Annotated in this window: 24 protein-coding genes; 4 read left to right on the forward strand and 20 right to left on the reverse strand. The window is 52.8% G+C overall.

Features of this window, described 5'->3' with window-relative positions; translation table 11 throughout:
- Window positions 1-114: 114 nt before the first annotated feature.
- From Afil_RS11235 to Afil_RS02220, 14 genes are all read right to left on the reverse strand, one after another.
- Window positions 115-660, reverse strand: a complete 546-nt coding sequence (locus Afil_RS11235) for an acyltransferase (protein ID WP_288339703.1) — start codon at window positions 658-660, stop codon at window positions 115-117.
- 140 nt (window positions 661-800) lie between these two features.
- Complete coding sequence (locus tag Afil_RS02160; RefSeq protein ID WP_230266886.1) at window positions 801-1,265, reverse strand: GNAT family N-acetyltransferase; 465 nt, start codon at window positions 1,263-1,265, stop codon at window positions 801-803.
- Window positions 1,266-1,497: 232 nt separating this feature from the next.
- Complete coding sequence (guaA, locus tag Afil_RS02165) at window positions 1,498-3,039, reverse strand: glutamine-hydrolyzing GMP synthase (protein WP_230266887.1); 1,542 nt, start codon at window positions 3,037-3,039, stop codon at window positions 1,498-1,500.
- A gap of 210 nt (window positions 3,040-3,249) precedes the next feature.
- Window positions 3,250-4,254, reverse strand: coding sequence for a tRNA (adenosine(37)-N6)-threonylcarbamoyltransferase complex transferase subunit TsaD (gene tsaD / locus Afil_RS02170; RefSeq protein WP_230266888.1), 1,005 nt, complete (start codon window positions 4,252-4,254; stop codon window positions 3,250-3,252).
- A 130-nt stretch (window positions 4,255-4,384) separates the two neighbouring features.
- Window positions 4,385-4,822 carry a ribosomal protein S18-alanine N-acetyltransferase gene (gene rimI, locus Afil_RS02175; protein ID WP_230266889.1) on the reverse strand — a complete coding sequence of 146 codons (438 nt, stop codon included), beginning with the start codon at window positions 4,820-4,822 and terminating at the stop codon, window positions 4,385-4,387.
- Window positions 4,819-5,415: a tRNA (adenosine(37)-N6)-threonylcarbamoyltransferase complex dimerization subunit type 1 TsaB gene (tsaB, locus tag Afil_RS02180; RefSeq protein ID WP_230266890.1), complete on the reverse strand. Its 597-nt coding sequence runs from the start codon at window positions 5,413-5,415 to the stop codon at window positions 4,819-4,821. Before tsaB ends, rimI begins: the two co-directional genes overlap by 4 nt.
- The gene (tsaE, locus tag Afil_RS02185; RefSeq protein WP_230266891.1) at window positions 5,415-5,876 is read right to left on the reverse strand and encodes a tRNA (adenosine(37)-N6)-threonylcarbamoyltransferase complex ATPase subunit type 1 TsaE; all 462 of its coding nucleotides are present in this window, start codon (window positions 5,874-5,876) and stop codon (window positions 5,415-5,417) included. Before tsaE ends, tsaB begins: the two co-directional genes overlap by 1 nt.
- Window positions 5,860-7,191, reverse strand: coding sequence for a replication-associated recombination protein A (locus tag Afil_RS02190; protein ID WP_230266929.1), 1,332 nt, complete (start codon window positions 7,189-7,191; stop codon window positions 5,860-5,862). The genes tsaE and Afil_RS02190 overlap by 17 nt, the downstream gene beginning before the upstream one ends.
- Before the next feature lie 299 nt (window positions 7,192-7,490).
- Window positions 7,491-8,609 (reverse strand): TFIIB-type zinc ribbon-containing protein, encoded by a 1,119-nt coding sequence (locus tag Afil_RS02195; RefSeq protein WP_230266892.1) that lies wholly within the window; start codon window positions 8,607-8,609, stop codon window positions 7,491-7,493.
- Window positions 8,609-9,388: a TPM domain-containing protein gene (locus tag Afil_RS02200; protein ID WP_230266893.1), complete on the reverse strand. Its 780-nt coding sequence runs from the start codon at window positions 9,386-9,388 to the stop codon at window positions 8,609-8,611. Before Afil_RS02200 ends, Afil_RS02195 begins: the two co-directional genes overlap by 1 nt.
- A 346-nt stretch (window positions 9,389-9,734) precedes the next feature.
- Window positions 9,735-11,033: a hypothetical protein gene (locus Afil_RS02205; RefSeq protein ID WP_230266894.1), complete on the reverse strand. Its 1,299-nt coding sequence runs from the start codon at window positions 11,031-11,033 to the stop codon at window positions 9,735-9,737.
- A gap of 156 nt (window positions 11,034-11,189) precedes the next feature.
- Window positions 11,190-11,384: a hypothetical protein gene (locus tag Afil_RS02210; protein WP_230266895.1), complete on the reverse strand. Its 195-nt coding sequence runs from the start codon at window positions 11,382-11,384 to the stop codon at window positions 11,190-11,192.
- Window positions 11,385-11,571: 187 nt separating this feature from the next.
- Window positions 11,572-12,093 (reverse strand): hypothetical protein, encoded by a 522-nt coding sequence (locus Afil_RS02215; protein WP_230266896.1) that lies wholly within the window; start codon window positions 12,091-12,093, stop codon window positions 11,572-11,574.
- A 209-nt stretch (window positions 12,094-12,302) separates the two neighbouring features.
- On the reverse strand, window positions 12,303-14,189 hold the full coding sequence (locus Afil_RS02220; RefSeq protein WP_230266897.1) for an ABC transporter substrate-binding protein: 1,887 nt from the start codon (window positions 14,187-14,189) through the stop codon (window positions 12,303-12,305).
- A 357-nt stretch (window positions 14,190-14,546) separates the two neighbouring features.
- On the opposite strand from Afil_RS02220, the gene Afil_RS02225 reads away from it, so the two are divergent.
- Together Afil_RS02225 and Afil_RS02230 are read left to right on the forward strand one after the other, a co-directional pair.
- The gene (locus tag Afil_RS02225) at window positions 14,547-16,055 is read left to right on the forward strand and encodes a carboxypeptidase M32 (protein ID WP_230266898.1); all 1,509 of its coding nucleotides are present in this window, start codon (window positions 14,547-14,549) and stop codon (window positions 16,053-16,055) included.
- Window positions 16,056-16,404: 349 nt separating this feature from the next.
- Window positions 16,405-17,850 carry an MFS transporter gene (locus Afil_RS02230; protein WP_230266899.1) on the forward strand — a complete coding sequence of 482 codons (1,446 nt, stop codon included), beginning with the start codon at window positions 16,405-16,407 and terminating at the stop codon, window positions 17,848-17,850.
- Window positions 17,851-18,066: 216 nt separating this feature from the next.
- Here Afil_RS02230 and Afil_RS02235 read toward each other — a convergent pair whose 3' ends face one another.
- Window positions 18,067-18,678 carry a cytidylate kinase-like family protein gene (locus Afil_RS02235; RefSeq protein WP_230266900.1) on the reverse strand — a complete coding sequence of 204 codons (612 nt, stop codon included), beginning with the start codon at window positions 18,676-18,678 and terminating at the stop codon, window positions 18,067-18,069.
- Between the two features lie 306 nt (window positions 18,679-18,984).
- Entirely contained in the window at window positions 18,985-19,665 is a 681-nt protein-coding gene (gene pyrE, locus Afil_RS02240; RefSeq protein WP_230266901.1) for an orotate phosphoribosyltransferase, read from the reverse strand.
- A gap of 979 nt (window positions 19,666-20,644) precedes the next feature.
- Between pyrE and Afil_RS02245 the strand changes: the two genes are divergently transcribed.
- Window positions 20,645-20,905, forward strand: a complete 261-nt coding sequence (locus tag Afil_RS02245) for an FRAT-87 protein (protein WP_230266902.1) — start codon at window positions 20,645-20,647, stop codon at window positions 20,903-20,905.
- Between the two features lie 236 nt (window positions 20,906-21,141).
- Window positions 21,142-21,402, forward strand: a complete 261-nt coding sequence (locus tag Afil_RS02250) for an FRAT-87 protein (protein ID WP_230266903.1) — start codon at window positions 21,142-21,144, stop codon at window positions 21,400-21,402.
- Window positions 21,403-21,653: 251 nt separating this feature from the next.
- Here the strand turns inward: Afil_RS02250 and Afil_RS02255 are convergent, their stop codons facing one another.
- The 4 genes from Afil_RS02255 to Afil_RS02270 all read right to left on the reverse strand — a co-directional run bounded on the left by Afil_RS02255 (window position 21,654) and on the right by Afil_RS02270 (window position 25,631).
- Window positions 21,654-23,222, reverse strand: coding sequence for a PTS fructose transporter subunit IIC (locus Afil_RS02255; protein ID WP_369413416.1), 1,569 nt, complete (start codon window positions 23,220-23,222; stop codon window positions 21,654-21,656).
- The gene (locus tag Afil_RS02260; protein WP_369413417.1) at window positions 23,222-23,590 is read right to left on the reverse strand and encodes a PTS sugar transporter subunit IIA; all 369 of its coding nucleotides are present in this window, start codon (window positions 23,588-23,590) and stop codon (window positions 23,222-23,224) included. The genes Afil_RS02255 and Afil_RS02260 overlap by 1 nt, the downstream gene beginning before the upstream one ends.
- 184 nt (window positions 23,591-23,774) lie before the next feature.
- On the reverse strand, window positions 23,775-24,698 hold the full coding sequence (pfkB, locus tag Afil_RS02265) for a 1-phosphofructokinase (protein ID WP_230266904.1): 924 nt from the start codon (window positions 24,696-24,698) through the stop codon (window positions 23,775-23,777).
- A 153-nt stretch (window positions 24,699-24,851) separates the two neighbouring features.
- Entirely contained in the window at window positions 24,852-25,631 is a 780-nt protein-coding gene (locus Afil_RS02270) for a DeoR/GlpR family DNA-binding transcription regulator (protein ID WP_230266905.1), read from the reverse strand.
- Window positions 25,632-25,717: the final 86 nt, after the last annotated feature.

Genomic DNA, 25,717 nt, shown 5'->3' on the forward strand with positions numbered 1-25,717 from the left:
ACGGCGCTCCTGCTTCTGCATTGGGTCATGAAAAGACCGGCTTTGGGCGATCGATCTGGCCTGTTCGATTGGACCATACGGCTAGCGGATATTCTGTCTGACCTTTTCGTTTCTTCAGTCTTTGAACTTGTCCGCATCCAGCATGCGGATGACTCTGGCCGGACTGCCGACAACAACGGCGTAATCGGGCACATCCCGGTTGACCAGCGAATTGGCACCGACGACGGCGTATTTTCCGACGGTAACGCCGGGAAGAATCGTCGCATTGGCGCCGATCCAGGCGCCTTTTTTGATGCGGATATCCGCGACGGTCAAAATATCGCGTTCATAAAAATCATGATTGTTTGTGATCAGCGCGCAGTTGAGCGCAATGCGCACATCGTCTTCAATCGTGATCTGGCCCGCACTCATGCACTTGCAGAAGGGCATGATGGAACAGTGCTTTCCGATATGAATATTGGATGCGAGATTGCAGTAAAACGGCGGACGAACGCGCGTACCTTCTCCTAAATCCGGCAGCAGTTCGTGCAGCAGCGCTTTATACTCCGCGCTTTCGGGCATGACTTGTCCCATTTCAAAAATCAGCCGGTCGGTACGTTCCCCTTCCGCCTTTCGAGCGGGATTGGGCTGGCGCAGATCCAGTTCTGTAAATTCAAACATGTTGGGTTTCTCCTTGTTCTGTATCGGTCCGGGCCAAAGTCAGAGCGGGCCGTTTTTCAGCTTTGATTGTATTTCCTCAGATTCGATCCGCCCTCTGGCATGCATAGGACGGATGATACAGACCGGTCGGCGCATAAAATTCATCGCCGACATACGTAAAGCCAAGCTTTGTAAGAGCGCGCGGATTTTTTATTTTCCGGGCGATGGCCCGCAAACAGAGAATCGGCATTCAGCGTCAAAAACGCATACGCAATCACGGCCGGCGCAGCTTCCACGGCATAGCCGCGTCCCCAAAACGCGGGAAGCAGATGAAAGCCCAGCTCATACTCTCCGGCTTTTGTTCCATGCGGCCGCAGTCCATAGCATCCGACAAACTCGCCGGAAGCACACTCAAAAAGCGGCCAGTACTGCACGCCATATTCTTTATCGTTTTCGATTTCCTGAGCCAGCCGGGCGGCGATTTCGTCTTCGTCAAAGCGGCCGCCTGCGCAAATCCAGCGAGTAACCTGTTCATTGCCCCACAGCCGGCGCGCCAGAGCCAGATCCGACGGCGTCCATTTTGAAAATTCGAGCCGGTTCGTTTTTAAAAAATACATTCCGTCCATTTCCATAATCTCCGTTTTGAGCTTCCGTATTGTTTCCTGCTGTCCGTTTTCTCCGTTCCTTTTCTTTGTAAAATGTACCGCTCGTTCAACGCCGCAAACCTGTTGTGCTGCAAAAAGCCGAAAAAGGAGTCAAAGAAGATGCATTCACATCCGCTTTGACTCCTTCAGAGCATTCTTTAAATTTCCCGTTTTCCCGGATTTCAGAAAAAACGAGCATTTTCCCGCTTTGGTCTTATTCGAATTCGATCGTTCCAGGCGGCTTGGAGGTAATGTCGTACAGTACGCGGTTTACGTGCGGAACTTCATTAATGATGCGATCGGATACGCGGCCGAGCACATCCCATGGGATTTTCGCCCAGTCAGCGGTCATGCCGTCGATGGATGTAACCGCACGGATCGCTACCGCGTAGTCGTATGTACGCTGGTCGCCCATAACGCCGACCGAACGCATGTTGGTCAGCGCGGTGAAGTACTGCCAGATGTCCTGCTCGAGACCGGCTTTGGCAATTTCCTCACGCAGAATGGCGTCGGATTCGCGAACGATTTCCAGTTTTTCATCGGTGATATCGCCGATGATGCGAATGCCAAGACCTGGTCCTGGGAACGGCTGTCTCCATACCATTTCGTGCGGCAGACCGAGTTCTTCGCCAAGCGCACGGACTTCGTCCTTGAACAGCGTGTTCAGCGGTTCAATAAGCTTGAATTCCATGTCTTTTGGCAGAGCGCCGACGTTGTGGTGGGACTTGATCGTCTGCGCGGAATGGGTTCCAGATTCAATGACGTCGGTATACAGGGTACCCTGTGCGAGCCATTTGATGTTTTCGCCCTGCGCGATCTTGCCGGCTTCTTCATCAAAGGTGTAAATGAATTCGCTGCCGATAATTTTACGTTTCTGTTCCGGATCGCTGACACCGGCCAGACGTTTCATGAAACGGTCCTTGGCGTCGATCTTGACCAGATTGATGTTCATGTTGCGGCCAAACGTTTCCATTACGGATTCCGCTTCGCCTTTGCGCAGCAGACCGTGGTCGATGAACATCGCGATCAGCTGATCGCCGATCGCTTCGTGAAGCAGAGCGGCGACAACGGAAGAGTCTACGCCGCCGGAAAGACCAAGAAGAACTTTGTCATCGCCGACAAGATCCTTAATTTTCTTTTTCTGTACTTCAATGAAATCGTGCATGGACCAGTTTGCCTCGGCCTGGCAGATTTTGAAGACGAAATTGCGCAGGATGTCATTTCCATACACGGAATGGCGTACTTCGGGGTGGAACTGGAGCGCATAAATTTTCTTTTCTGTATTTTCCGCCGCCGCAAACGGGCAGGTTTCGCTTTTTGCGATCTGCTCAAAGCCGGGAGCCAGACGGGATACCTGGTCGCCGTGGGACATCCAGACGGTCTGTTCGGTTGGAAGTCCGTCAAAAAGAAGGTTTTCGCGGGTTACCGTAATTTCTGTGCGTCCGTATTCCTTGCGGTCGGATGCCAGAACCTGTCCCCCGAGGTCTTCCATGATTCTCTGCATGCCGTAGCAGATGCCGAGAAGAGGAATGCCGGATGTGTAAATTGCGGGGTCGCACTGCGGCGCGTCTTTGGCATAGACGGAGTTGGGGCCTCCGGAAAAAACAATGCCTTTTACATCGCCGAGGGCTAAAATTTCATCCAGCGTCATTGTATTGGGATGCAGTTCGGAATAGACACCGAACTCACGAATCCGTCTGGCAATGAGCTGGTTGTACTGGGAGCCAAAGTCCAGAACAATAATCTTATCTGCCATTAGTCAGCCTCTCATTCTTATGGTGTTTTGATGAATCAAACGGTTTTGCGGTCTCTCACCGCTTGATCTCGATTATATCGACCGAAAACAGGCGGATCAAACGAATGCGCTCTTTTCCAGTATGCGCTGCCCAATCCGTGAACAATTCGCCCGACGAATCAAAAGTCCGAAAGATAAAGCCCGTTTGATGAAATAGTCTAGTCGGATGGCTTAAAAATCGAGATCGAGGGACGAATCCGCGCAAAGGGTCTGATCCGCGCGCCGTCCATGACTCCAGGCGATTTCGCCTGCGATCGCGATCATCGCCGCGTTGTCCGTGCAGCAGCTCATAGGCGGGACGTTGAATTCCATGTTCGGATACTGTTTCGCGAGTTCAGCGACTTTTTCGCGCAGCCGGCTGTTGGCGCTTACACCGCCGCCGACAATCATCTGCTTCAGATCCGGATGGTTTTCGATCGCCTTGCGCACTTTGGTGAAAATTTCTTCGAGCGCGGTTTCCTGGAAGGAAGCGGCCAGATCTTCGACTTTCCATTCCTTGTTTTCCCGCTCCATGCGCTTCACAAACTGGAGCACGCCGGATTTCAGACCGGAAAAGGAGAAGTTGTATTCGCCAGGCGCTTTTGGACGGGGCAGCTTGTAAATCGGCTGGCCCTGTTTAGCGAGGCGGTCAATTTTCGGGCCGCCCGGATAGCCGAGGTCGAGGACACGGGCGACTTTGTCATACGCTTCGCCGATGGCGTCATCCTGCGTCTCGCCGAGAATTTCAAAGCTCGTCTCGTCTTTCATGTAAATGAGTTCCGAGTTTCCGCCGGACACCAAAAGTGCGAGCAGCGGAAATTTCAGGTCGGTATCGAGCTTGTTGGCATAAATGTGGCCGGCCAGATGGTTAACGCCGACAAGCGGCTTTCCGGTCAGCAGCGACAGGGTCTTAGCCGCCTGTACGCCGACATGAAGGCAGCCGATCAGGCCGGGGCCCTGGGTGACGGAAATCAGATCGATATCGTCCCAGGTCAGTCCGGAATCCGTAATCGCCTGATCAATGACGGTGGAAATATTTTCCACATGCAGGCGGCTGGCGACTTCCGGAACAACGCCGCCAAACTGTTTATGCGTGTCAATCTGTGAAGAAACGACGCTCGAAAGCACGTCCTTCTGATCCTTGACAACGGCTGCGGCGGTTTCGTCGCAGCTGCTTTCTATTCCAAATACAATCATTCCGTTTGGTTCCTTCCATTAGGGGATCCGGACTGGCTCTGAAGATTCCGTTCGGGTTTTCTCTTTCCCTTTTAGAAAGCGAAAAATCGATACAGACGCAAAGACTCTTCAGGTCGTCCGCATTTATGGTTTACAGTCCAATAGCCATGACCAGAGCGTCTTCGCCGTTGGCGTAATAGCCTTTGGAGCGGTGCAGAAAGACAAAGCCAGCCTTTTCGTACAGCATTCTGGCTGGCGTGTTGGACTCGCGCACTTCCAGACTGAACGTTTCGCAGCCCGCTTCTTTTGCATGATCGATGCAGGCCTGCAGAAGCGTCTGTCCATAGCCGTTTTTGCGGCAGGCGGGATCAATGCCGATATTGGCCAGCTGCGCCTGTTCAAACATGATCCACAGTATGGCGTAGCCGATGATTTTCCCCTCTTCTTCGAAAACGAGAGGGTGGGAAAAGGGATTTTCCTCCAGTTCAAACGCAAACGACTCTTCCGGCCAGGCGTCTTCAAAACAGAGCTGTTCGAGCTCGGCGATGCGGGGAAGATCGGCCTGCGTCATCGGGCGGACCTTGCTCACGCCAGATACCTCTGGCTTTCTTTCATATAGCAGGGCGTCAGTGCGTCCACATTTTCCACGTCTTTGGCGAGCGGCAGCAGGGCCCGGGCGTTTTCCAGGAAATCCGATGGCTGGGCGGTCTGTCCGATCAGCTCGCCTTCGCCATACAGCACTCCCGGATGATCCTGGAAATAGGCCGGCAGATCTTCAACAGGCAAAATTTCCTTGAAGAGCTCCACCCCGTTTTCCAGATGGCCTACATATGCGCGGCTGGCGCGGGCATCGAGGATGACGTTGGCCTTGGGGGCGGTTCCCGCGTAAAGCTGCAGGGTTGAAATCGTGCGCACTTTCGCATGGGACTGCGTTCCGAGAATTTTGGCGGTCGTCATGGCGATCCGCAGGCCAGTATAGGAGCCCGGACCGTCGGTCACAATGACTTCGTCAATATCCTTCAGGCTCCAGCCGGCTTTTCTGAGCAGAACTTCCAGTTCTGCCAGCAGGCTTTCGCTCTGTTTCTTGAATGCTTCTTTCGAAAGGCCTTCGACCAGGTTTCCGTCTTCAAAAAGCGCGATCACCAGATTTTTCCAGGCCGTATCCATAACAAGGGTTTTCATCAGGCATACTCCTTCATGATTTCATCCACGATTTTGCGGCTTTCTTCGCCGGTCGCCTCGATTTGTACATCGCGGCTCGTCTCGCCGGTTTCCGCAAGAGACATCGCAATATGATCCGATGGAATCTGTTCTTCAATGTATTCTGCCCACTCGACGACGCAAAGACCGTCTGTGAAGCATTCTTCAAAGCCGAGGTCCTGGTGGGCGCCTTCCAGGCGGTAGGCATCCATGTGGTAAAGCGGGGTCCCGTCGGCGGTTTTATACGATTTCATAATCGTAAAGGTGGGCGAGTTGATCGTTCGCTTTACGCCCAGCGCCTGTCCGAAAAAGCGGGTCCACGCGGTTTTGCCCGCGCCCAGATCGCCATCGAGGGTGATGGTCATCGTTTTATCTTTAAGCTGCCGGGCAAACGCTTCGGCAAGCTTTTTGGTATCGTCAAGGGTTTCAAGATGCAGGGTCATGTTCACTCTTTTCAGCCTTCTTCCTGTTCTGGGAAATACTTTTCTTAATCTGCGCAATCTGTTCCATGCGCCGGCCGACTTTGGCTTCGCTGCCCAGCGTGCCAGGCCGGTAGTAGACGCGGTCCTTGAGCTTGTCGGGCAGGCAGACCATGTCGGTCATGTGCAGAGGATAGTCATGCGAATATTCGTACCCGTCGCCATAGCCGAGATCCGCCATGAGTGAAGTCGGTGCATTGCAAATGTGAAGCGGCACCGGCTCTTCGAGCGTCTTGAGCGCGTCTTCCTTGGCGGCGTTGTACGCCGTTTCCAGAGAATTGCTTTTGGGCGCCAGGGCGAGATACGTCATCGCATGGGCGAGATGAATGGCGCACTCGGGCATGCCGAGATACATGCACGCCTGATAGGCGGCAATCGTAATTTCCAGTGCCCGGCTGTCGGCCATGCCGATGTCTTCGCTGGCCATGCGCACCGCTCTTCGCGCAATGTAGAGCGGATCTTCACCGCCTTCTAACATGCGTGCCAGCCAGTACATGCACGCCTGCACATCCGAGTTTCGCATCGATTTGTGCAGGGCGGAAATCATGTCGTAGTGACGGTCGCCTTTTTTATCGTACAGCAGCGTCCGTACGCCAAGGACCTGCTTGATAATGTCTTCATCGACGTGAACGCCGTAAATATCATCCGGCGAGTTGGTGATAATCATCTCCAGCGTGTTCAGTGCCAGTCGGGCGTCGCCATGGGCGAACGTCGCAACGGCGTGAATCTGATCGTCCGTCATGTGAATCGCTGTTCCGCCGTATCCCTTTGGCGATTCAATCGCCTGATGGAGCAGCCGGACAATGTCGTCGGTCTGCAGGGATTTCAGAACGAAAACTTTACAGCGCGATAACAGGGCGCTGTTGACTTCAAAGCTCGGGTTTTCCGTCGTCGCGCCGATCAGGACAATGCTTCCCTTTTCTACCCAGGGCAGAAAGGCGTCCTGCTGCGCTTTGTTAAAGCGGTGAATCTCATCGATAAACACGACGGTGCGCTTGCCGTTTTTCCGATCGGTTTCGGCCTGCGCCATCATTTCCCGGATCTGCTTAATGCCCGTCTGTACGGCTGAAAAAGTCACAAACCGGCTCTGGGTCTTTTTGGCGATGATGCTCGCCAGCGTCGTCTTGCCCACTCCGGGCGGGCCCCAGAAAATCATCGAAGGCAGCGTGTCCTTTTCAATGCAGTTCCACAGCAGCGATCCGGGCTGAATCAGGTGCGTCTGTCCGCAGTATTCTTCCAGCGTATCGGGCCGCATCCGATCGGCAAGCGGACGAAGCATAAATCCGTCTTTTTTCGAAGGATCCGGGTTCTCGCGATATTCCTCATCGCCGGAAATCGGATCAAAAAGCGTGTCCTGTCTCATAGTCTTCCTATTATACAACGAAGGGAAACGTTCCCCTCTCTGATATCCTGCGGGGATTGTCAAGCGATTTCAGGACACACTTTTGGTGAATTTTCTGACCGATTTTTTCGCCGGGCACCGGTTTTTCCCCTTTGCGTGCGCAAAAGCGGCGCACAAAAAAGCGAAAGCCAGGGGCGGTAAAGCCCGGCCTTCGCCTGAAAATCTTTACTCGTACATCAGTCGATCATCATGAACACGCCAATCATGACCACGGCCAGAATGAGCCAGGACAAAAGGAAGCAGAGTATGAAGTAGCGGTTTCGCTTTCCCTTGTCCACGGGGATATTGCCGGCGATCTGACCAGTCTGTCCGTTGACGGCGATGACGTGATCTTCGCCCTGATCCCGCTTGTAGTCCATGTAAAGCAGATACGCCGGCAAAATGGCGTAGTCCGCGCTTTTCAGCGCCCGGCGAATCTGACTGCCGGTGACGTGGAGTCCTTCGTAGCCGCCCATCGTGCTGGTGAGCGCAGACTCAAACGATTCTCTGGCGCGTTCTTCCGATCGGGCAGCGCGTGTATCGGAATCCTGATCGTAACGCTGCGCCAGAAAGCCGGGCAGATAGCCGGGATTGTACGGCATGAGCTTGTCGTAGTTGTACGGTTCGATGGCGTTCATCGCTTCCTCGCTTGCCTTGGACGATGCCACCACCGGAATTTTCCAGAAATCCATGGAACCGCCGCGTTCGATCTGATACACCATGTGATCGGTCACCATGTACTTGCCGCGCCGCGTCGTAATCGTATGTTCGCCGCGCGCACTCATCATGCCGTTCATCTGCAGATCGTAAAGCCAGTATGGCAAATAAATGCCCTGGATTTTATCGATGACATTTTCCGAAGCGTATTCATCGGGATAAAACGGCTTTTTGGCAATGTACTGTTCATACAGTTCGCCAAGCCGCTTTTTATCGATTTCAAAAGGAACTACGTATTTGGGGGCAAACTTGCCGCTTGTCTGCTTTTCAATGACCAGCGGGGTCTTGCAGAAAAGACACGTGGTAGCGGACGTCGTTTTATCGGTCACAATTTCCGCGCCGCAGTGCGGGCACTCGTACACGACGAGATCTTCCGTGCTTTCCGTACTGCCGTCGGTCGCCCTGACAAAGGCTTTCATACCGGACTGGCTAGCGCTTGTATCTTCATGGACTTCATGATCGACCAGTCCTTTTTGAGACTGGCCGGCGTTTTCCTGTTCGTTCAGTTCCTGAACGCGGCCGCAGAACGGACATTTCAGCTTGCCGGATTCCGGATCAAACTGCAGTTCGCCGCCGCAGTTGCTGCATTTGTATTCCATCAGAAATGACCTCCGCTTCCGGTATGGCCAGCCGAACCGCCGCCGGAAAATCCTCCGCCGTGACTGGGGGAGTCGCTTTCCACCTTGACGCGTGTCTGGTAGGCACGCACAAAGCGGTCTTCCTTATGTTTGAGATTGAGCGCGTCTTCGTATTCCGCAGCCTTGCGCGCCAGCTTTTTGTCTTTATGCCTGCCGACTTTGACGCCCGTCCTGATCAGGGCAATGACCAGAGAGAGAATCAGGGACAGACCGATCAGAAGCAGGGACGTTTTCCATTCCACAAACGGCTTTTTCAGCCAGCCCATGGACGTGGTCTTTAAATAGAAGCGCTTATCCGCCTTTTCGAGAACGGTCATGGCGCTTTCAAAATAATTGCCCTCTTTCAGCTTGTCCGCCGCAGCATCCGAAAGACGGTCCTGCTTGCTCTGGGTAAAAATGCTGCGAACCGTATCGCCGTAGGCGTCTACCCAGTACGAGCGGTCCGACATATTGATGCCGTACGCCAGATAGCCGGCGGGATACTCCGATTCGCCGGTCGACTCGAGCATGTCTCTGGCGTAATTGTCCGAATACTGGGGAACGCTGGACGTATAAACCCAGACAGTCGTGTTGTAGTCGCTGCTCATTTGTTCGCATTTTTCTTCCAGAACGGCTTCTTCTTCGGCCGTAAACAAATCCGCGTCATCGATGACCAGCGGTTCTTTCGCCATCAGCGACAGGCTGGGCACAAGAAGGAACAGGGAAAGCAGAACGGCGATCAGACGGTTTCCTTTATGCATACAATCCTCACTTGCAGACTCGATTTCAGTCCGCTTCGATCCATAGCCGGTTTCCGTCTTTGCCTCTGATTTCAGACAGAAGGGGCAGTCTGTGTATGGACCGAGATTTTCTCCATTATACGTTTGCGCGCTCTTCGCGTCTTTTTCTTTCGAATTTGATAATCTTCGCAATCCGCTTGACGGCTTTTTTGCACCGATTTGAAGTCCTTTTCGAAGTCCTCCCGCTTTGGATTTCTGGTGCCTTCGGACAAACATTCTGAAACCCCGCATCCGGAAAAAGCACATGCGGCAGTCCTGGACTGCCGCATGAATCGCTCATTGGTCTGATTTCTCTTTTTCTTCGCAGTTATTCGTACCAGTACTTCAGATTGTGCGGCTGGAAGTCGTAGTAAATCTGATAGCCGAACGGATCCGGAATGGAAACCAGATACAGATCGTTTTTCAGCTCCGTTTTCGCGGTGCCGTGATCGACGCTCATTTTCCAATTGTACGTATTGGGCTGACCGTCCTTTGGCTGCACGTTTTCGGTGCTGAACTGGACGATTCCGTTCATTACGTTATCGATCGCTTCGCCCGCGCTCAGTTCATCCTGATACAGATAGCCGGTATCGTAGCGTTCAAAGCGAACCGCGTTTCCGTTAAAGCGTCCGTTTCGCAGCGTACCGCAAGCCGTTGCGAACTGGTCGGTACCCGCTTTGGTACTCAAGAAGCATCCGTTTGCGGACAGCGTACCGCCGCTCACCGTGTCCGCGAGCATCAGCTGCCGCTTCCAGGGCGAGTAAATCAGAATCGGACGATTCGCTTCCCAGGCGCTCAGTACGATCAGGCTCTGTCCCGGATCGGACCAGCCGACAAGCCTGCCGTTCTGGAACGCCAGAGTCCGTCCATCCGACATCGCATCCGCGCTGCGCATGAGCGCTGCAAGGGTGTCCGCCTTTTCGTACAGACCATCAAGGCTGCGTTTTTTCGCCGCGTCGCTCAGAGCCGCCTGATATTCGGTCATGCTCTGTTCGAGCGCTTTCGCGTAGCCCTGCGTGGGAATTACCGTGGAAATGCCATACCAGCCAATGTCTTCGCTCTTCCAGCCCTGTCCGGCCAGAAATTCGTATTCGCGCGCATCCTGGGTGTAGTTGTGCGATCCGGTCTGCGCATTGGGATTGTAGGAACGATACAGCGGCGTGCCGTTTAGGGCATCGGCGGAATACCAGCCAGTGCCTTCATCGATCCAGCCCATCGAAACGAGATGATCTTTTTCCCGTGCAGCGGCGGTGTAAAAATGATCGCCGGCATTTGGATTGTAGAGACGATACACCGGCGTGCCTGAGACGTTTGGGGCATACCAGCCCAGACCTTCGAGCGTCCAGCCGACCTGGACGAGATAATCCCGTTCGTTGCGATCCTGCGTATAAAAATGTTCGCCGGAGTTAGGATTGTACAGGCGATACATCGCATTGCCTTCCGGAGCGCTCAGCGGCGCGGTTGCGGTGCCGTTCACAAAGGTCGGACGGCCTTCCAGCCGGTCCACCACATGAGAAACCCGATGAACGCGTGTCCATCCGCCCGTTTCTTCCTGGGCCATAACCGGCACGCTAAAAACGCCAAGCAGTACGCTGGCTGCTGCAGTCAGGCGAATCCAAGACTTCATTTTTCTCTTTCTCCTTTCAGACGCTTCGATTGATGCGTCCTTTCTTTTTCCTTTTTCAGAGCCGCCCTCTGTTTTGTCATTTCGTTTTACGCGCTCAGGCGGGAAAAGACAATTTCCAGATTCTCCAGAAAAGGATAAGGAATCGATGGTCCCTGCTTATGCGGTTTCTTTTTCGCCAAACCGCTTTTTTCGCAGATCCTGTGGTTCCTGTTCAAAAAGAAAAGGCCCCGCTAAGGGATTTTTCTTTCCTTTCGTCGCTTTTTTTAACAGGTGTACCTTCCAGTATAGCAGTTGCCAATTTTTACTCTTTTTCTTTTTCAAATCCACACCATTTCCAGAGGATTTGCGCAAAGATGTACAGGTTTTCCAGCGATCGAAGCCGCTCTGTCCTTCCTTGACTTCGTATCTCTACTTTACCCGGCTGTTCGTACTCGCTTTTGGCAGGGGGTGAAAAAAGCAGCCTTTCCGCATGGGGGAAAAGCTGCCGTATTGCTTGATTAAACTCAGAATTCAGCCGGTCCGGATCTAAAGCCGGCGATCAGCCTTCGCAAAACCAGGCGACGCCTTCATAGCGCCAGCCCAGGCGCAGCAGTGCATTGGCTTCGTTGACATCCCGCGTGAAATGATGCGTCGCCGTCCACGCGTTTGGATTGTACAGGCGGTACACCGGCTTGCCGGACGCTTCCTTGACTGCGGTCCACGCCAGATCAGTAGACGCGAACGCGACATCTTCGTAGTGCCAGCCAAAACGAACCAGCGCATCGCGTTCGTTCGTATCCATGCAGTAATGGTGGTCTCCGGTATTCGGATTGTACAGACGATACACGTACCAGCCGTCCGCCGATGACTGCCAGGCGGTGCCTTCATTGCGCCAGCCGGCCGCAATCAGCTGATTTCGCTCTCTGGATACCTGCGTAAAGAAATGTTCGCCGCTGTTTGGATTGTACAGACGGTATACCGTGTAGCTGTCCGCTGCCAGAGCCGATACGGGGGCCTGCAGCGAACTGCCCAGAAGTCCGCTCAGAGCCAGACAGAACGCCCGCTTTTTCCCTTTTTTCATAATTCCCTTTTTCTCCTTATTCGATTCACTTTTGCGGCTTCTGTTTTCTGTATATGCAATAGATCTCATTCGCCCATCTATTGTTTCGAAAGGATGAAAAACAGTCTTTTGGGCCGCACCTATGTCTATTTTAACAGGCGTCATGGATCGACAATACCCTCTGCAGGCAATTCATTTTTTCGAGTGCGGATTTTTGCAGCCGGAGCCATTTAGCTACTGGAAGCATCCGAAGAGGCGGCGGAAGCAATCTGGGAGGAATCGTCTGAATCGCTCGTCGAATCGGATTCGTTCTGCGACAAATCGGCAGAAGAAGAAACGGAATCCGAACTGGCCAGCGTCGCATCCGCGAGTGCCTGGGACCACGTCTTGAGCGGACCGGTTTTCATGCCCTGCAGCCGGCGGCTGTACAGGTTGAAGACGTAGTTTCCATAAATGGCTTCATACGGACAGAGCTCGGAGGCGCGAATCATCGCCTTCTGGTAGTTTTCAACCGACTCTTTCTGATTGACGGCGGACTTGCCGGCACTCAGATCGGCGTTGAGCGCTTCATCAAAGATGTGCGCGTAGTTTGTTCCGCCCGCAATGCGGTGATTGGCCGTATCGGTATAGCCTTCGTACAGGTTCATCGCCGAGTTGTTCTGACCCGAATACGTGGACACCATGAAAAACGCGTCCCAGTCGTCGATCGGCTCTTCGCTCGACGGACTGACGGTCGTCAGCAGCGCGTTGAAGCTGATCGTGTTTGTGCGCAGTTCGGCTCCGATTTTGCGCCAGGATACTTCCAGCATCGGAAGCAGAGTTTTTAAAACGGAGTTGTTCTTGCTGGCGAGGAAACGGACTTCCAGACGCCTGCCGTCCTTTTCCCGGATGCCGTCGTCGCCCATTTTCCATCCAGCCGCGTCAAGAATCGCACTGGCCTTGTCGGGATCATAGCTGTAGTCGATCAGGCCGTCGATTTCCTTATCTCCCGTTGTCACCGCGCCCAGACCGTGGGCAATCGGTGACCAGAACGTTTTCGGCACATAGCCGACGTTTACATTTTCCAGATCCGCATCCATGGAAATACTTGGCCACGCGTAGTACTTTTCGACAAATTTTTCCTGATCCGTCGCATAGGCCAGCGCCTGCCGGACCGCCGGATCGGCGCATACGCCTTCCTGACAGTTAAAGCCGATATAGCCCTGGGCTGCGCGCAAATAGTGGCTCGTTTCCACATTATCGAGGGCCGAAGCCTGCGCGATGATGTCCGGATTGGCGGTTGCCGGAATCAGATCGATCGTTCCGTCCTGAAGCGACTGCACTTCCGTACCCGCTTCAATCGTCAGCATCGCCACAGATTCGATCGGATACTGGCCATCCCCGTTCCAGTCCGGATTTTTCTTCAGCACAGCGCCCCACGAAGAATCGTACTGATCGATCACATACGGACCGGTTCCAATCGCCTGCTCCGGCTCGAGGTTTTTATAGGCGTCCAGATTGCCGCGGGAATACGGAAACTGACCTTCCGGCACGATGAACACCGTGCCGATCGAAGCGACCGCGTCACTATCCGGCTGGGCGCACGTAAAGGTAACGGTCAGACCGTTGTGCGAAACCTGAATGCCAGAAATGTCTCTGGCCGATCCGTCCTGGCACGCTTCAAAGCCTTCAATGAAATCGTACGTGCCGTCCTTGATGCCGCCCACGTATTCCGGATCCGCCATGAGCGTAAAGGAATACTTGATGTCATCGCCGTCCAGTTCCGATCCGTCTGAAAAGCGAAGTCCTTCCTTGAGATGGAAGCGGATCGTTTTTCCGTCCTTGGACACTTCCGGCGCTTCGCTGGCCAGAACCGGCACCAGCGATCCGTCCGCGTCGTACGCCAGCATGGACTGATACACCATGTTGACAACCCACTGGTCATACATCGACGCGGCATACATCGGACAGAACGTTCCCGTCAGTTTCTGGGTAATGCCGACTTTGAGAACGTCATCGCCAAGCGTCCCTGGACCGGTCGACGCGGAATCCGTCGACGATTTGGGTTTGGAACAGCCTGTCAGCGAAACCAGCAGCGCCGCGCAGAGCGCAGTAAGAATGAAACGGCGTACTTTCATAAAAACCTCCTGAGGCGGCTGCCAAACACCGCCCGACCGATCTAGAACTTACGGTCTGTCTTAATCTATATGTCCAATATGTGTTCTATATGCAGATTCAGGAACAGGGAAATCCCGGGAAATCGCAGGCGTTCAATAACTCCTTCATCGCTATTCCCTGCATGCATCAGCAAAATGGAAAGGCAGTGCCTTCCTGTCCAATGTACAGAGTACAGACGGGCACGGGCCGGATTCCCTGTAAAATAGAAACGCAAAGCCAAATAAAAACAAACTGAAAATACGAAAAAACAGAAAACAAAGAAGGCCCTTGCTGCCCAAACGGCAGCATACGGCCAAATTGAAAGGAATCCCATCTGTATGAAACTCAATTTTTCTCCGCGCTACCAGCAGCTTCTTGATACGCTGGGCGCCTATACGCTGGCCTGCTCGACAGTCTATGTCGATCAGTATACCGTTGCCCCGAAAAAGGGGGCTTCCCGGACCAATGAGGCGCTGACGATTTTGTCGCAGTTCGCCTTTAATCTCGAAAACAATCCCGGAACGATCGCCTGGCTCGAAGAAGAATATGCCGCCATGGCAGACGGATCGCTCGAACAGAAAGAAGTCGGGCTGCGCCTGAAAAAGCTTCAGGACACCCGGGAGATTCCTTCCCCGCTTTACAGAAAATGGCAGGAAAGCGCGGCCGAAAGCGAGACGATCTGGCACGAAGCCAAAGTCCAGTCCGATTATGAACGCTTTCGCCCCGCGCTCGAAAAAGTCATTTCGTATACGCTGCAGGCGGCGTCGTATTCGCCGCGCTTTGATCCGGCCCATCCTTATGATTATCTGCTCAGTCTTTACGAACCGGGCATGAATCAGGAAAAATATGATGCTTTTTTTGAAGCGATCCTCGAAGATCTCGGTCCGCTCGTCAAAAAAGCGGCTGCGGCCCGGCCAAAAGATCTTTCTCTTCTGCACGCGCCGGTGAGCGACGCGCAGCAGGAAAAACTGGCCAGTGAAGTTCTCGATTTTCTGAAAGCCGATCGGGACCGGCTGGCGATCAGCACGACCGAGCACCCGTTTACCGATTTTCTGTCCCACGACGATGTCCGAATCACCACGCACTATGAACCGGATCAGTTTGTCAGTTCCATTCTTTCGACCGTCCACGAATACGGGCACGCGCTGTATCATCTGCAGACGGAAGCGGCTTTTGACAAGACGATGCTCGTGGAAGGCGTCGGCTGCGCTGCCCACGAATCCCAGTCCCGTCTGCTGGAAAATCACATCGGCCGCTCCAGAGCGTTCTGGAGCGTGCTGCTTCCCGCTTTGCGAAAAGAAATTCCAGCCCTCGAAACGGTCGATGCCGATACGCTGTTTACACTGGTCAACACGTGCCGTCCTTCGCTGATTCGAACCGACGCGGATGAGCTCACCTATCCCTTCCATATTCTCATACGCTATGAAATTGAAAAGAAAATGGCCGCAGGCACCCTCGATTATGCGACGCTTCCGCAGCTCTGGAACGATCTTTACGAAACGTATCTCGGCGCACGACCCGAAAACGACCGTGAAGGCGTCCTGCAGGATGTGCACTGGTCTTCCGGCGATCTCGGCTATTTCCCCAGCTACGCGCTTGGCTCTGCCTACGCGGCCCAGATTTATGAAGCCATGGAGCGGGACATCGATCCAGAGCAGCTCATTCTGGAAAACCGCTTTGAAGACATCGCGGCCTGGCTGGAAAAGAACGTCCATCGCTATGGCGCCTCGAAAACCATGCTGGAAATTGTCGAAGAAGTCAGCGGCAAACCGTTTGATCCGCACATTTATACCGGCATGCTTAAGAAAAAATACGCGCCTCTGCTGGAAGATCAGGCAGAAGACTGAGGTCGAACTGAGGCCGGATGACGCTTGCTCTTCGGGATTGAGGGCGGGATCGAACAGGCTGGCGCAAAAAGCCGGCTATGGAGGATCCGTCGTCTGTACAGAAGACCCAGCACTGGCGGTTTCTGTCGCCGTCTTTTGCAAAATGTCCGCATTTCCAATCCTATCTTTTGAGTAATGTGTCCATATCTCTGTACTTTTCATTTTCAGCGTCATTTTTTATTCCGCCGCATTGCGGCGGAATTTCTTTTGAGTATGTGAAACTAACAGTAAGCATTTTATTGATAAGATGGTCATGAAAAAAGAGAAAGAAGAAAGGAGGACAAACAGAAAAGGAATGATGGAGTAATTTATGTCTGATACCACAACTCAAAACGGCTTAACCCCTCTCCAGCGCAACCTCGCATATCTTGGCTGTCTGATGTTAGCCTTGTCCATGGCGGCCTTTGGCCTCTCCCTCGCCAATATTCAGGGACCGGTTCTTGCAAGTCTCAACGGCATGGACTCTTTTTCACTCGTTACCGCGCTGACTTCCGCTTCGCTCTGCCTGATGACTCTGATCGGCGGATCGCTGATGGACAGCATCGGTGCTAAGAAACTTGTTCTCTGGTTTGGTCTGATCAACTGCATTTGCGGCATTGGTCTCGCCTTTGCCTCTTCGCTTTCCATGTATCTGATTTTGCGTGTCGTTCTTTCGGCATGCCAGGGCGCGTTCTCGGCTGTTCCGTTTATCGCCGTCCGTCAGATTTTCCCGGTTAAAGAAGTCCCGAAATACGTAGGTTTCCTTTCCGGCGCACTGGCCATCGGAAGCTTTATCGGTTCCTGGGGCGCAGGCTGGCTTATGGACCACGGCATGACCGGTATGGCTTCGGCTTTCCCGACAATTTTCCTGGCTATCGGTATTTATCTGATTTATCGCTATCTGCCAAACGGCGCAACCCATAAAGGCGTTCATCTGGACTGGATCGGCGCACTGCTTCTGGGCATCTGCCTGTTTGCCCTTGTCTTCTGGCTTAACTACGGTGCCATTCTCGGCTGGGGCTCTGCCTTCGTCCTCACCTGCGCAGCCATTACGATTATCAGCTTCATTCTGCTGCTGATCGCGGAAAAGAAAATCAGTTCTCCGCTGATTCCTCTGAATCTTTTCAAGAACAAGACGTTCGTTATCGTTCTGCTGATCACCGGTCTCTGCGTTGTTTACCTGACGGCCATTAACGCCTACGTTCCGCAGGCTATGCAGCAGCTGATGGGCCAGCCGGCTTCCATCAGCGGTACCGTTCAGATTCCGCGTACGATTCTTTCCATTCTCGTTCCTGGCGCTGCCGGTGTATGGATCGCCAAGAAGCTTTCGAACTTCTGGAAAGCCTTTGCTTACTGCGCTATTCTGGTCATCATCCCGACTGGACTGCTCGTCTTCATCGGTCCGAACATGCCGGTATGGTTCGTATTCGTCATGCTCGCACTGACCGGAATCGCCGATTCCTTCCGTACCGTATCGTCCATCCCTGCAGCGCAGATGCTGCTTAAACCGCAGGATCTTGGCATCGGTACTTCCCTGGTTGGATTTATCATTTCCCTCAGCGGCGTTATCGCTTCCGCTCTGTTCTCCATTGCCTACAACGCACTGACCCAGGCTACACCGGGCAACGTCGGCATGACACAGGGTATCGATACCGTTCTGCTGATCTCCTGCGCAGCAGCCGTCATCGCTCTGCTTCTGGCCATCTTCGTCTTCCGTCCAATGTTCCCGAAAGCCGTTGCTGCCATGCATAAAGACGACGACGCTTCCGCAAAATAACCGCTTTAAACTTTTCAGATCCCGATACGATCTGCAGGCTGTCCTTTCGGGGGCAGCCTTTTTTCCTGGAGCAGTCGATCGTATCCGCGTCGGGAATACGCAAAAAGCAGAAGCTCTCCGAACGGATCGGATGCAGCTTCTGCTTTTTTTGCTGAAATTCAGAAATAGGGATTTAGGGATACCTGAGCGGGTTTGCGTTCGCGGTTGCCGGATCAGCTAGTCTTCGTTGGTATGACGAACCGCGCCCGTGCAGTCTTTGGCGAGAGCGACGATCGTATCCGCGCAGCTTTCGATCGGCAGGCGGCTTGTATCGAGGCAGACGTCATAGTAGAACGCCTTGCCCCATTTGCGGCCGGTGAAGTACTGATAGTGCGCCTTGCGGCGTTTATCCTTATCGCGCAGACGCTTGTCGATGCTTTCGTCGCGCTCGCCGTATTCGGTCAGAATTCTCTTCTTGCGGCTTTCTTCATCCGCCCAGATGAAGCAGCTCAGTACGCCGGGTTCATTGCGCAGCAGGAAGTCGGCGCAGCGGCCGACGATGACACAGTGTCCCTTTTTGGCCAGATCCAGGATGACTTTGGTCTGCGCTTCAAACAGCTGTTCGTTGAGGTTGAAGCTGAAGCTGCTGCTGGCGAGCATGGTCATGAAGCGGTCCTGCTCTTCGCCGTTCTGTTCGATGAACTCTTTAGCGAATCCGCTTTGCGCGGCGATCTTTTCGACCAGGTTCCAGTCGTAGAAGTCATAGCCGAGTTTTGCGGCGACCAGTCTGCCGATAGTACGGCCGCCCGATCCGAATTCTCGGGTAATGGTAATGATGTTTGCAGTCATACGTACCTCTTTCCAGATCCCGTTGGATCCTGATGTGTGTTTTGCAGACCGAAAAGCCATTATATTGCCAATGAATGCCGGGTCCGCTCCGATTTTGAAAGCTGCCGTCGCCAGGGTCTGGCTTTCAATTTCTTTGCGGAGGCCCCTCTGTACTCCGTTTTGGTCTGCTTTATTCCTAAATAAATTATAGCCGCTTAAAGACGCATAAAGACCACCAGTTCCCACAAAAGCGCAAAACAAAAACCGGAGCCTTTCAAAAAAGATCCGGTTTGCGTTGTATAGAGAGATATCGATTACCGAACGGAATTAAAAATCGAACGTGCGATCCGACGCGCCGTACTGTGCATAATAGTCGCGAATTCTCGAAATCATCTCGTCATCGAGCGTTTTGTTTTCTTTCAGGCAGGAAACGATTTCCGGCATCGATACGATCGCCGCGGTTTCAAAGCCGTATTTCTTTGCGACTTCGCCAAGCGCGGACGTATCGGACTGGCCTTTTTCAGCGCGATCGAGCGAAACCATCAGGCCCTTGATTTCCACGTTTGCTGCGCCTTTGACTTTTGGCACCGTCTCATCCATGGATTTGCCGGAGGTGGTCACGTCTTCGATCATGATGACGCGGTCGCCGTCTTTGAGTTTTGTGCCCAGGAAGCTTCCTTTATCCGCGCCATGATCTTTTTCTTCCTTACGGTCGGAACAGTAGCGGATTTCCTTGCCGAAGAGGTCGTAATACGCTTCCGCGGTAACGACGGCCAGCGGAATTCCCTTGTAGGCCGGGCCGAAGAGCACATCAAAGTCATCGCCGTAACGATCATGAATGGCTTTCGCATAAAACTCGCCGAGCTTGCGCAGCTGACGACCGTTTTCATAGCCGCCGGCGTTCATGAAAAAGGGCGAGATCCGTCCGGACTTGAGCGTGAAGGTACCAAATTTCAGCACGCCGCTATCCAGCATGAAATCAATGAATTCCTGTTTGTAGTCTTCCATTTTCTTTTCTCCTTAACTGGCTTCGAATTAACGCATGGACCGCCGCAGATGCCTTCGCCTGAAAGGGCAAGGCGCTTTTTATATGGATTTTATATGGATATGGATCCAGAAAAGACTTTGGATCCGGGAATGCGGGCGATCTTTTTTCCTGTTCAATCTTATCAGATCCGCCGCCAAAACCGGCAGCGGTTTAGAGGAGTCCGGCTTTTGACTCCAAATTCCTTTTTAAATGATCGGACCGCTCAGACGGATCGGACAAAAAGAAAAAGGACTTTGCCTTATGGCAGACACATAGAGTCTGGCCGCAAAGGGGCAAAGTCCTCTTTTCGTTTGAAATGTCGTTTTACGTCCTCATCTGATCTTGCGCTGTTCGCTCAGGACGCAGGCGCGAAGCCGCTTTACTGTTCGTCGGATTCTGTGCCTTCAAATTCTTCTCGAATGCCTAGAACGACTCCAGCCAGAGCGGCGATCACCATCATGGCGCTGATCAGAACCACAATCCACTTTGTATTTTGCATAGGGGGGGCACTCCTTCCTGCTCAATGCCTTGAGCCGATATTCGCGAAAGTCTTTTCCGCTTTTTCTTTTCTATATTGTACCCTCTGCACCGCTTGCCAGGGAGCGGACAATGACCGGACCTTGCTGGTCATTTTGCTTGTCTGGATGCATTCACCGCTGGCTTCCGGCTATCATTCGCCTCGGAACACTGTCTTGCTTCTTTGCCCGTACGCATTTCCTGGTTATTAATATGATCTTTATTTCAATTTCGTGAAATGTCTATTTTTTTACTCCGGTTAAGTTTTTTTATTTGTTTTCTGACTTAGGTAAAGCTATAAAACAAATCATTATAGTCGATATAAATCAAGCGAATAAGGCTTTTTTGTTCATGTATCGTTCCGAAAAATATTTGGGCATACAAAAAGGAATGATACGTGTCAGCTAGTATTATGAATGCGTAAAGAAAAGGAGATGTTTCTCAATGACTAAAGAAGAATTCAAGAAAGTCCTTGATGCAGCTCTGGGTACAGATGCATACAGTGCAGAAGTAATCGCCGACCTGGTTGAACACTTCGACGCAACTGGCAAATATGCACAGACTGCCAAAGACCGTCTGGACGAGAGATATGGCTCCCTTCTCGGCTGGATTCAGAAACATGCAGCAGAAGGCGAATACGCAAAAGCTGCTGATGAAGCCGAAAAGATTGCGATCGTTCTCAAAGCCCTTGCCGCAATTAAGTAAATCCCAATCGCAAGGCATGCCGGATCCGGACAGGGATCCCGGCAAACGATGGACGCTCAGTCTCATCGCTTAATTGATTCACTATTCTAAATTATCCATTCATCGGAACGAATCTTCGGATTCTCCGGTTTGGAATATGCAGAACCCCGCTGGAGTAAATCCGAAGAAATCGTCCGACGAATTCTTAAGATAATCCATCGGTCAGTATGATTAAACACTTAAGGAGGTCATCTATCATGACAAAAGAAGAATTCACCAAAACCCTGGAAGCTGCAATCGGCGGCACTGAATACGGCGACGAAGTAATCGCTGACCTCACTGCTCACTTCGACGAAACTGGCAAGTACGCTCAGACTGCTAAAGATCGTCTGGACGAAAGACTCGGCTCCCTGGAAGGCTGGGAAAAGAAACACAAAGCTGAAGGCAACGACGCAGCTGCAGCTGTAGAAGCTGAAAAGATCGCTCTCGTTAAAAAAGCCCTCGCTGCTATCGCCTAACCAGCTATAGTCCCGCACGTCCCGTCACGGTGACGTCCCTCAACAAACACTCTTAATCCCACACATAAACGCCGGCTGTGCTTCGCCACAGCCGGCGTTTTCTGTTCTTTTCTCGCTCCCGTCTTTTTGAGAGATCGTTTCCTGCGATCGATCGCGTAAAAGGGGCGGTGTCAAACAGGTCATTTTTTTGCCAGCCTGTTCGCACCGCCTCTTTTTCAGGTGTCTTTTTATCCGGTTTACAAACTCGGATTTCAGGCCGCTGCTTTTACAGGCTTGCGGGTGAAACCAAGAATCAGAGCTGCAGCAGCTACGCCTGCTGCAAGAGCGACCAGATACATCAGCGGATTGCCGATGGTCAGGACAACAAAGATACCGCCATGAGGTGCCATCAGCGTGCATCCGAACAGTTCAGAAAGCGCGCCGGCAAGAGCGGAACCAATCGCACACGCGGGAAGCACGTGAAGCGGGTCGCTCGCCGCAAATGGAATTGCACCTTCTGTAATGAACGACAGTCCCATGACCACATTCGTCGGCGCTGTTTTCCGCTCATCTTCTGTGAACTTGTTTTTAAACAGCCATGAGGCAAGAGCTATGGCGATGGGAGGAACCATGCCGCCGATCATAACCGAAGCCATTACGGCATAATTTCCAGCCGCAAGAGAAGCCGTGCCGAATACATACGCCGCTTTGTTGAACGGGCCGCCCATATCGATGGCCATCATTCCGGCAAGCAGAGCACCAAGAACCACCCCTGAAACGCCGTTCAGCGATTCGAGCCAGAGATTCAGCTGTGTATTGAGCCAGCCGACTGGCGGTTCAACCAGGAACATCATAATTGCACCGGTGATCAGAACACCGAAGAACGGATAGATCAGCATCGGCTTAATGCCTTCCAGGGAATCCGGGAGTTTGGTACAAATCTTTTTCAGACCGTTAATTACATAGCCGGCCACGAATCCAATCAGCAGCGCGCCAAGGAATCCGGATTTTCCATTTGCGGCAATGGCGCCGCCGACAAATCCGACCATCAGCCCCGGGCGATCCGCAATCGACATGGCGATGTATCCGGAAAGAACCGGGAGCATGAAGCCAAACGCAATATCGCCCACACTCTTGAAGAAAGCCGCCGCCGGCGTAATCGTACCAAACAGCTGCCGCTCGGATTCAGCCAGCATGTTCATGTCTACGCAAAAGCCGTCAATCAGGAAGGCAATAGCGATCATGATTCCGCCGCCGACAATAAAGGGAAGCATGTGCGAAACGCCGTTCATCAGGTCTTTATACACCTTGTGCCAGCCGGATTCTTTTTCTTCCGATCCTTCTGCATGCGATGCATTGCCGGATTCGTATACCGGAGCGGCCGGATCCAGGGAGCGTTCGATCAGCTCCTGCGGTTTATGAATTCCATCGGCAACAGCGGTCTGAATCACGCGTTTTCCGTTGAATCGATCCATAGGAACTTTTGTATCGGCCGCAACAATGATTCCATCGGCATTCTGAATGTCGTCCGCCGTCAGTATATTTTTTGCGCCGCCGGATCCGCGTGTTTCCACCTTGACCCGGTATCCCATTTCCTTAGCTTTTTTCTCAATGGACTCTGCAGCCATATACGTATGCGCAATTCCCGTCGGGCATCCCGTAACCGCCACAATATAAGGAACCTTTGCATCCGGATTTGCGCCGGCTGCCGGCTCTTTTTCTGCCGTCGCCGTTTTTTCTGCCGCCGGCTGATCGAGGGCTTCTTCCGCCTCATTGAGCAGATTCAAAAATTCCTCTGGTGTCTGCGCCTTTTTGAGTGCGCTGGAAAGCTCTTCATTCATCAGCATTCTCGACAGCTGGGCCAGCACCTGAAGATGAACGTTTCCGCCTCCGGTGCGGCAATCAGGAACAGAAGATTCACCGGCTGTCCGTCGAGAGAGTCATAATCCACACCGTCTGGAATGACCATGGCGGCCAGACCTGGCTGTTTTACGGCTGCGCTGCGGCCATGGGGAATCGCGATCCCCATGCCCACACCCGTCGTACTTTCTTTTTCCCGGTTATAAACCTGTTCTTCATAGGGAGCGCGCTCTGCGATTTTTCCGCTTTTTTCCATGAGATCAATCGCTTTGCGGATAATTTCGTTTTTATCGGCAGCAGAAGCATGCACATCGATGCTTTCGATTGCCAGCAAATCGCGAATTTTCATGTGTTTTCCTTTCCTCTGCCGGACGATTCCGTCCGTCTTTTTCGCTTAAGGTAAATCGGGTGTCTCTTTGCACATCTGCATCCTGTTTTGAGTAAGGAAAACATCGCAGGCGAACACAGATCCGACGCTTCCGGAAATTCCAGATCGGCCGGCAGGAAAGCAGTGTGCAGTGTATTGAAATCGATCAGAGTGTAAACTGCTGAATCTCGATCAGACTTTCGTTCTGAAGCCGCTGAATATCTTCGTACTGGGCCAGATCGCTGCAGAAGGCGGTAGCCGATCCGCAGTAGACGCCAAGAGCAAGCGCCTCTTTAAGATTCTCGGTATCGAGATAGCCAGCCATAAATCCCGCAACCATCGAGTCGCCCGACCCGACGGAATTGACCAGTTTTCCCTGCGGGCAGGAAGCCGTATAAAACGCGCCGTCCATTCCGGCAAGCAGTGCACCTTTCGCCCCGCGGGAAACCAGAACATTTTTTGCCCCCATGTCCTGAAGTCTGCGGGCCGCCCGGGCAAGGCTTTCGACGGATTCAAGTTTCTGATCAAACAGAGCTTCCAGCTCATCCTGATTTGGCTTGATCAGAAACGGATGCCGCTCGAGGGTATGGAGCAGAAGATCGCCCGTGGCGTCTACCGCACTGAGCACGGAGTCCTTGGTCAGATCGAGCAGATGACGGTAGAACATCGAATCCATTCCAGCCGGAACGCTTCCAGAAAGAATCAGCACATCCTTTTCGTTCAGGCTTCGGATGCGGGTTTTCAGTTTTTCCACGTCCGCCTCACAAAGCTGCAGACCGCATCCGTTGATTTCCGTTTCCCTGCCGGATTTGAGCTTGACGTTAATCCGGGTATAGCCGGCACAGTCGATGAAGTCCTTTTTAAAGCGGCGCTCTTCCAGCATGCGCACAAGTTCCTGTCCGGAAAATCCGGCCACAAATCCAAGGGCTGTATTTTCATGGCCGAGCCGTCCAAGGATCGTGGATACATTGATGCCTTTTCCGCCTGGATACAGTGCGCATTCTTCGGCCCGGTTTGTTTCGCCGGTTTCGAAATGATCGACGCGCATGATGTAGTCCAGCGAAGGATTGGCGGTAAGAGTGTAGATCATGAAGTTCTCCTTTCCTTTTTCCCAGACAGAGATACCGGGACGATCGAGCCTGGCTTACCTCGATTCGCCCAAAACCGCTGTTTGGGCTTCCTGTTTTTCTGATGATCGGTGCAAGTTCGTCACGCCGGACAGAGCTGCTTTGTCCTGAGGGTTTTACTGGATTTCGTCTTCGTTCTCCGAAACCGTTTCGCCCGTGCTTCGAAGAACCAGTCCGGGAAATCCATCCGGAATCTGCGCGTTTTTTTCCGTAATCAGAACGGCCTGTGACAGGTCGCCAAACCGAACGGCCGCGATCTGATCAAACTTGGAAGAATCGGCAAGCACATAGGCTTCCAGCGTTCTCTCCAGCGCTTTTTTCTTTACACTCGCTTCCCGTACATCCGGTGTCAGCAGTTCTCCGTCTTCTGTGACGGCATTGGTCCCAAAAAATCCTTTGGAAAATCGGTACTTGTCCAGAAATTCGAGTGTTTCTTCCCCCACCAGCGCACTGGTGATCGATTTGAGCTCTCCGCCGGTTACGGAAACCGGAACGCCGAGCTCCATCAGCCGTACGGCATGGGAAATGGAATCGGTAATCGCCCGGATCTTCTTTCCGGCCAGCAGAGGAAGGAGTGCTTCCACCGTTGTTCCAGCATCCAGATAAATGGTTTCGCCATCCTGAATCTGCGCGGCTGCCTGAAGGGCAATCGCCTTTTTTTCTTTCTGATGCTGGTCCCGGCGGCTCGCCAGCTGACTGTCGGAAACATGGGTTCTCGGTTTGCAGGTCACGCCGCCGCGTACCCGATGCAGCAGCCCCTGTTCTTCAAGCGCCATCAGATCTCTTCGCAGCGTACTCTCGGACGTCCCGAGCAGATCGAGCAGTTCCTGCTGCGATGCTCTTTCTTTTCCTTTTAAATACTCCAGAATTTTCTCGTGTCTTTCTTCGGTCATCATTTTCTGTTTTCCTTCATTTCTTTTCTATTTCTTTCACCTCTGTTCACCTGGTTTTCTTACAGTGAAATCATACGGCGATGAAAGCG

The organism is Allobaculum fili (assembly GCF_020969955.1).
In the GTDB taxonomy this organism is placed as follows: Bacteria; Bacillota_I; Bacilli_A; order Erysipelotrichales; family Erysipelotrichaceae; genus Allobaculum; species Allobaculum fili.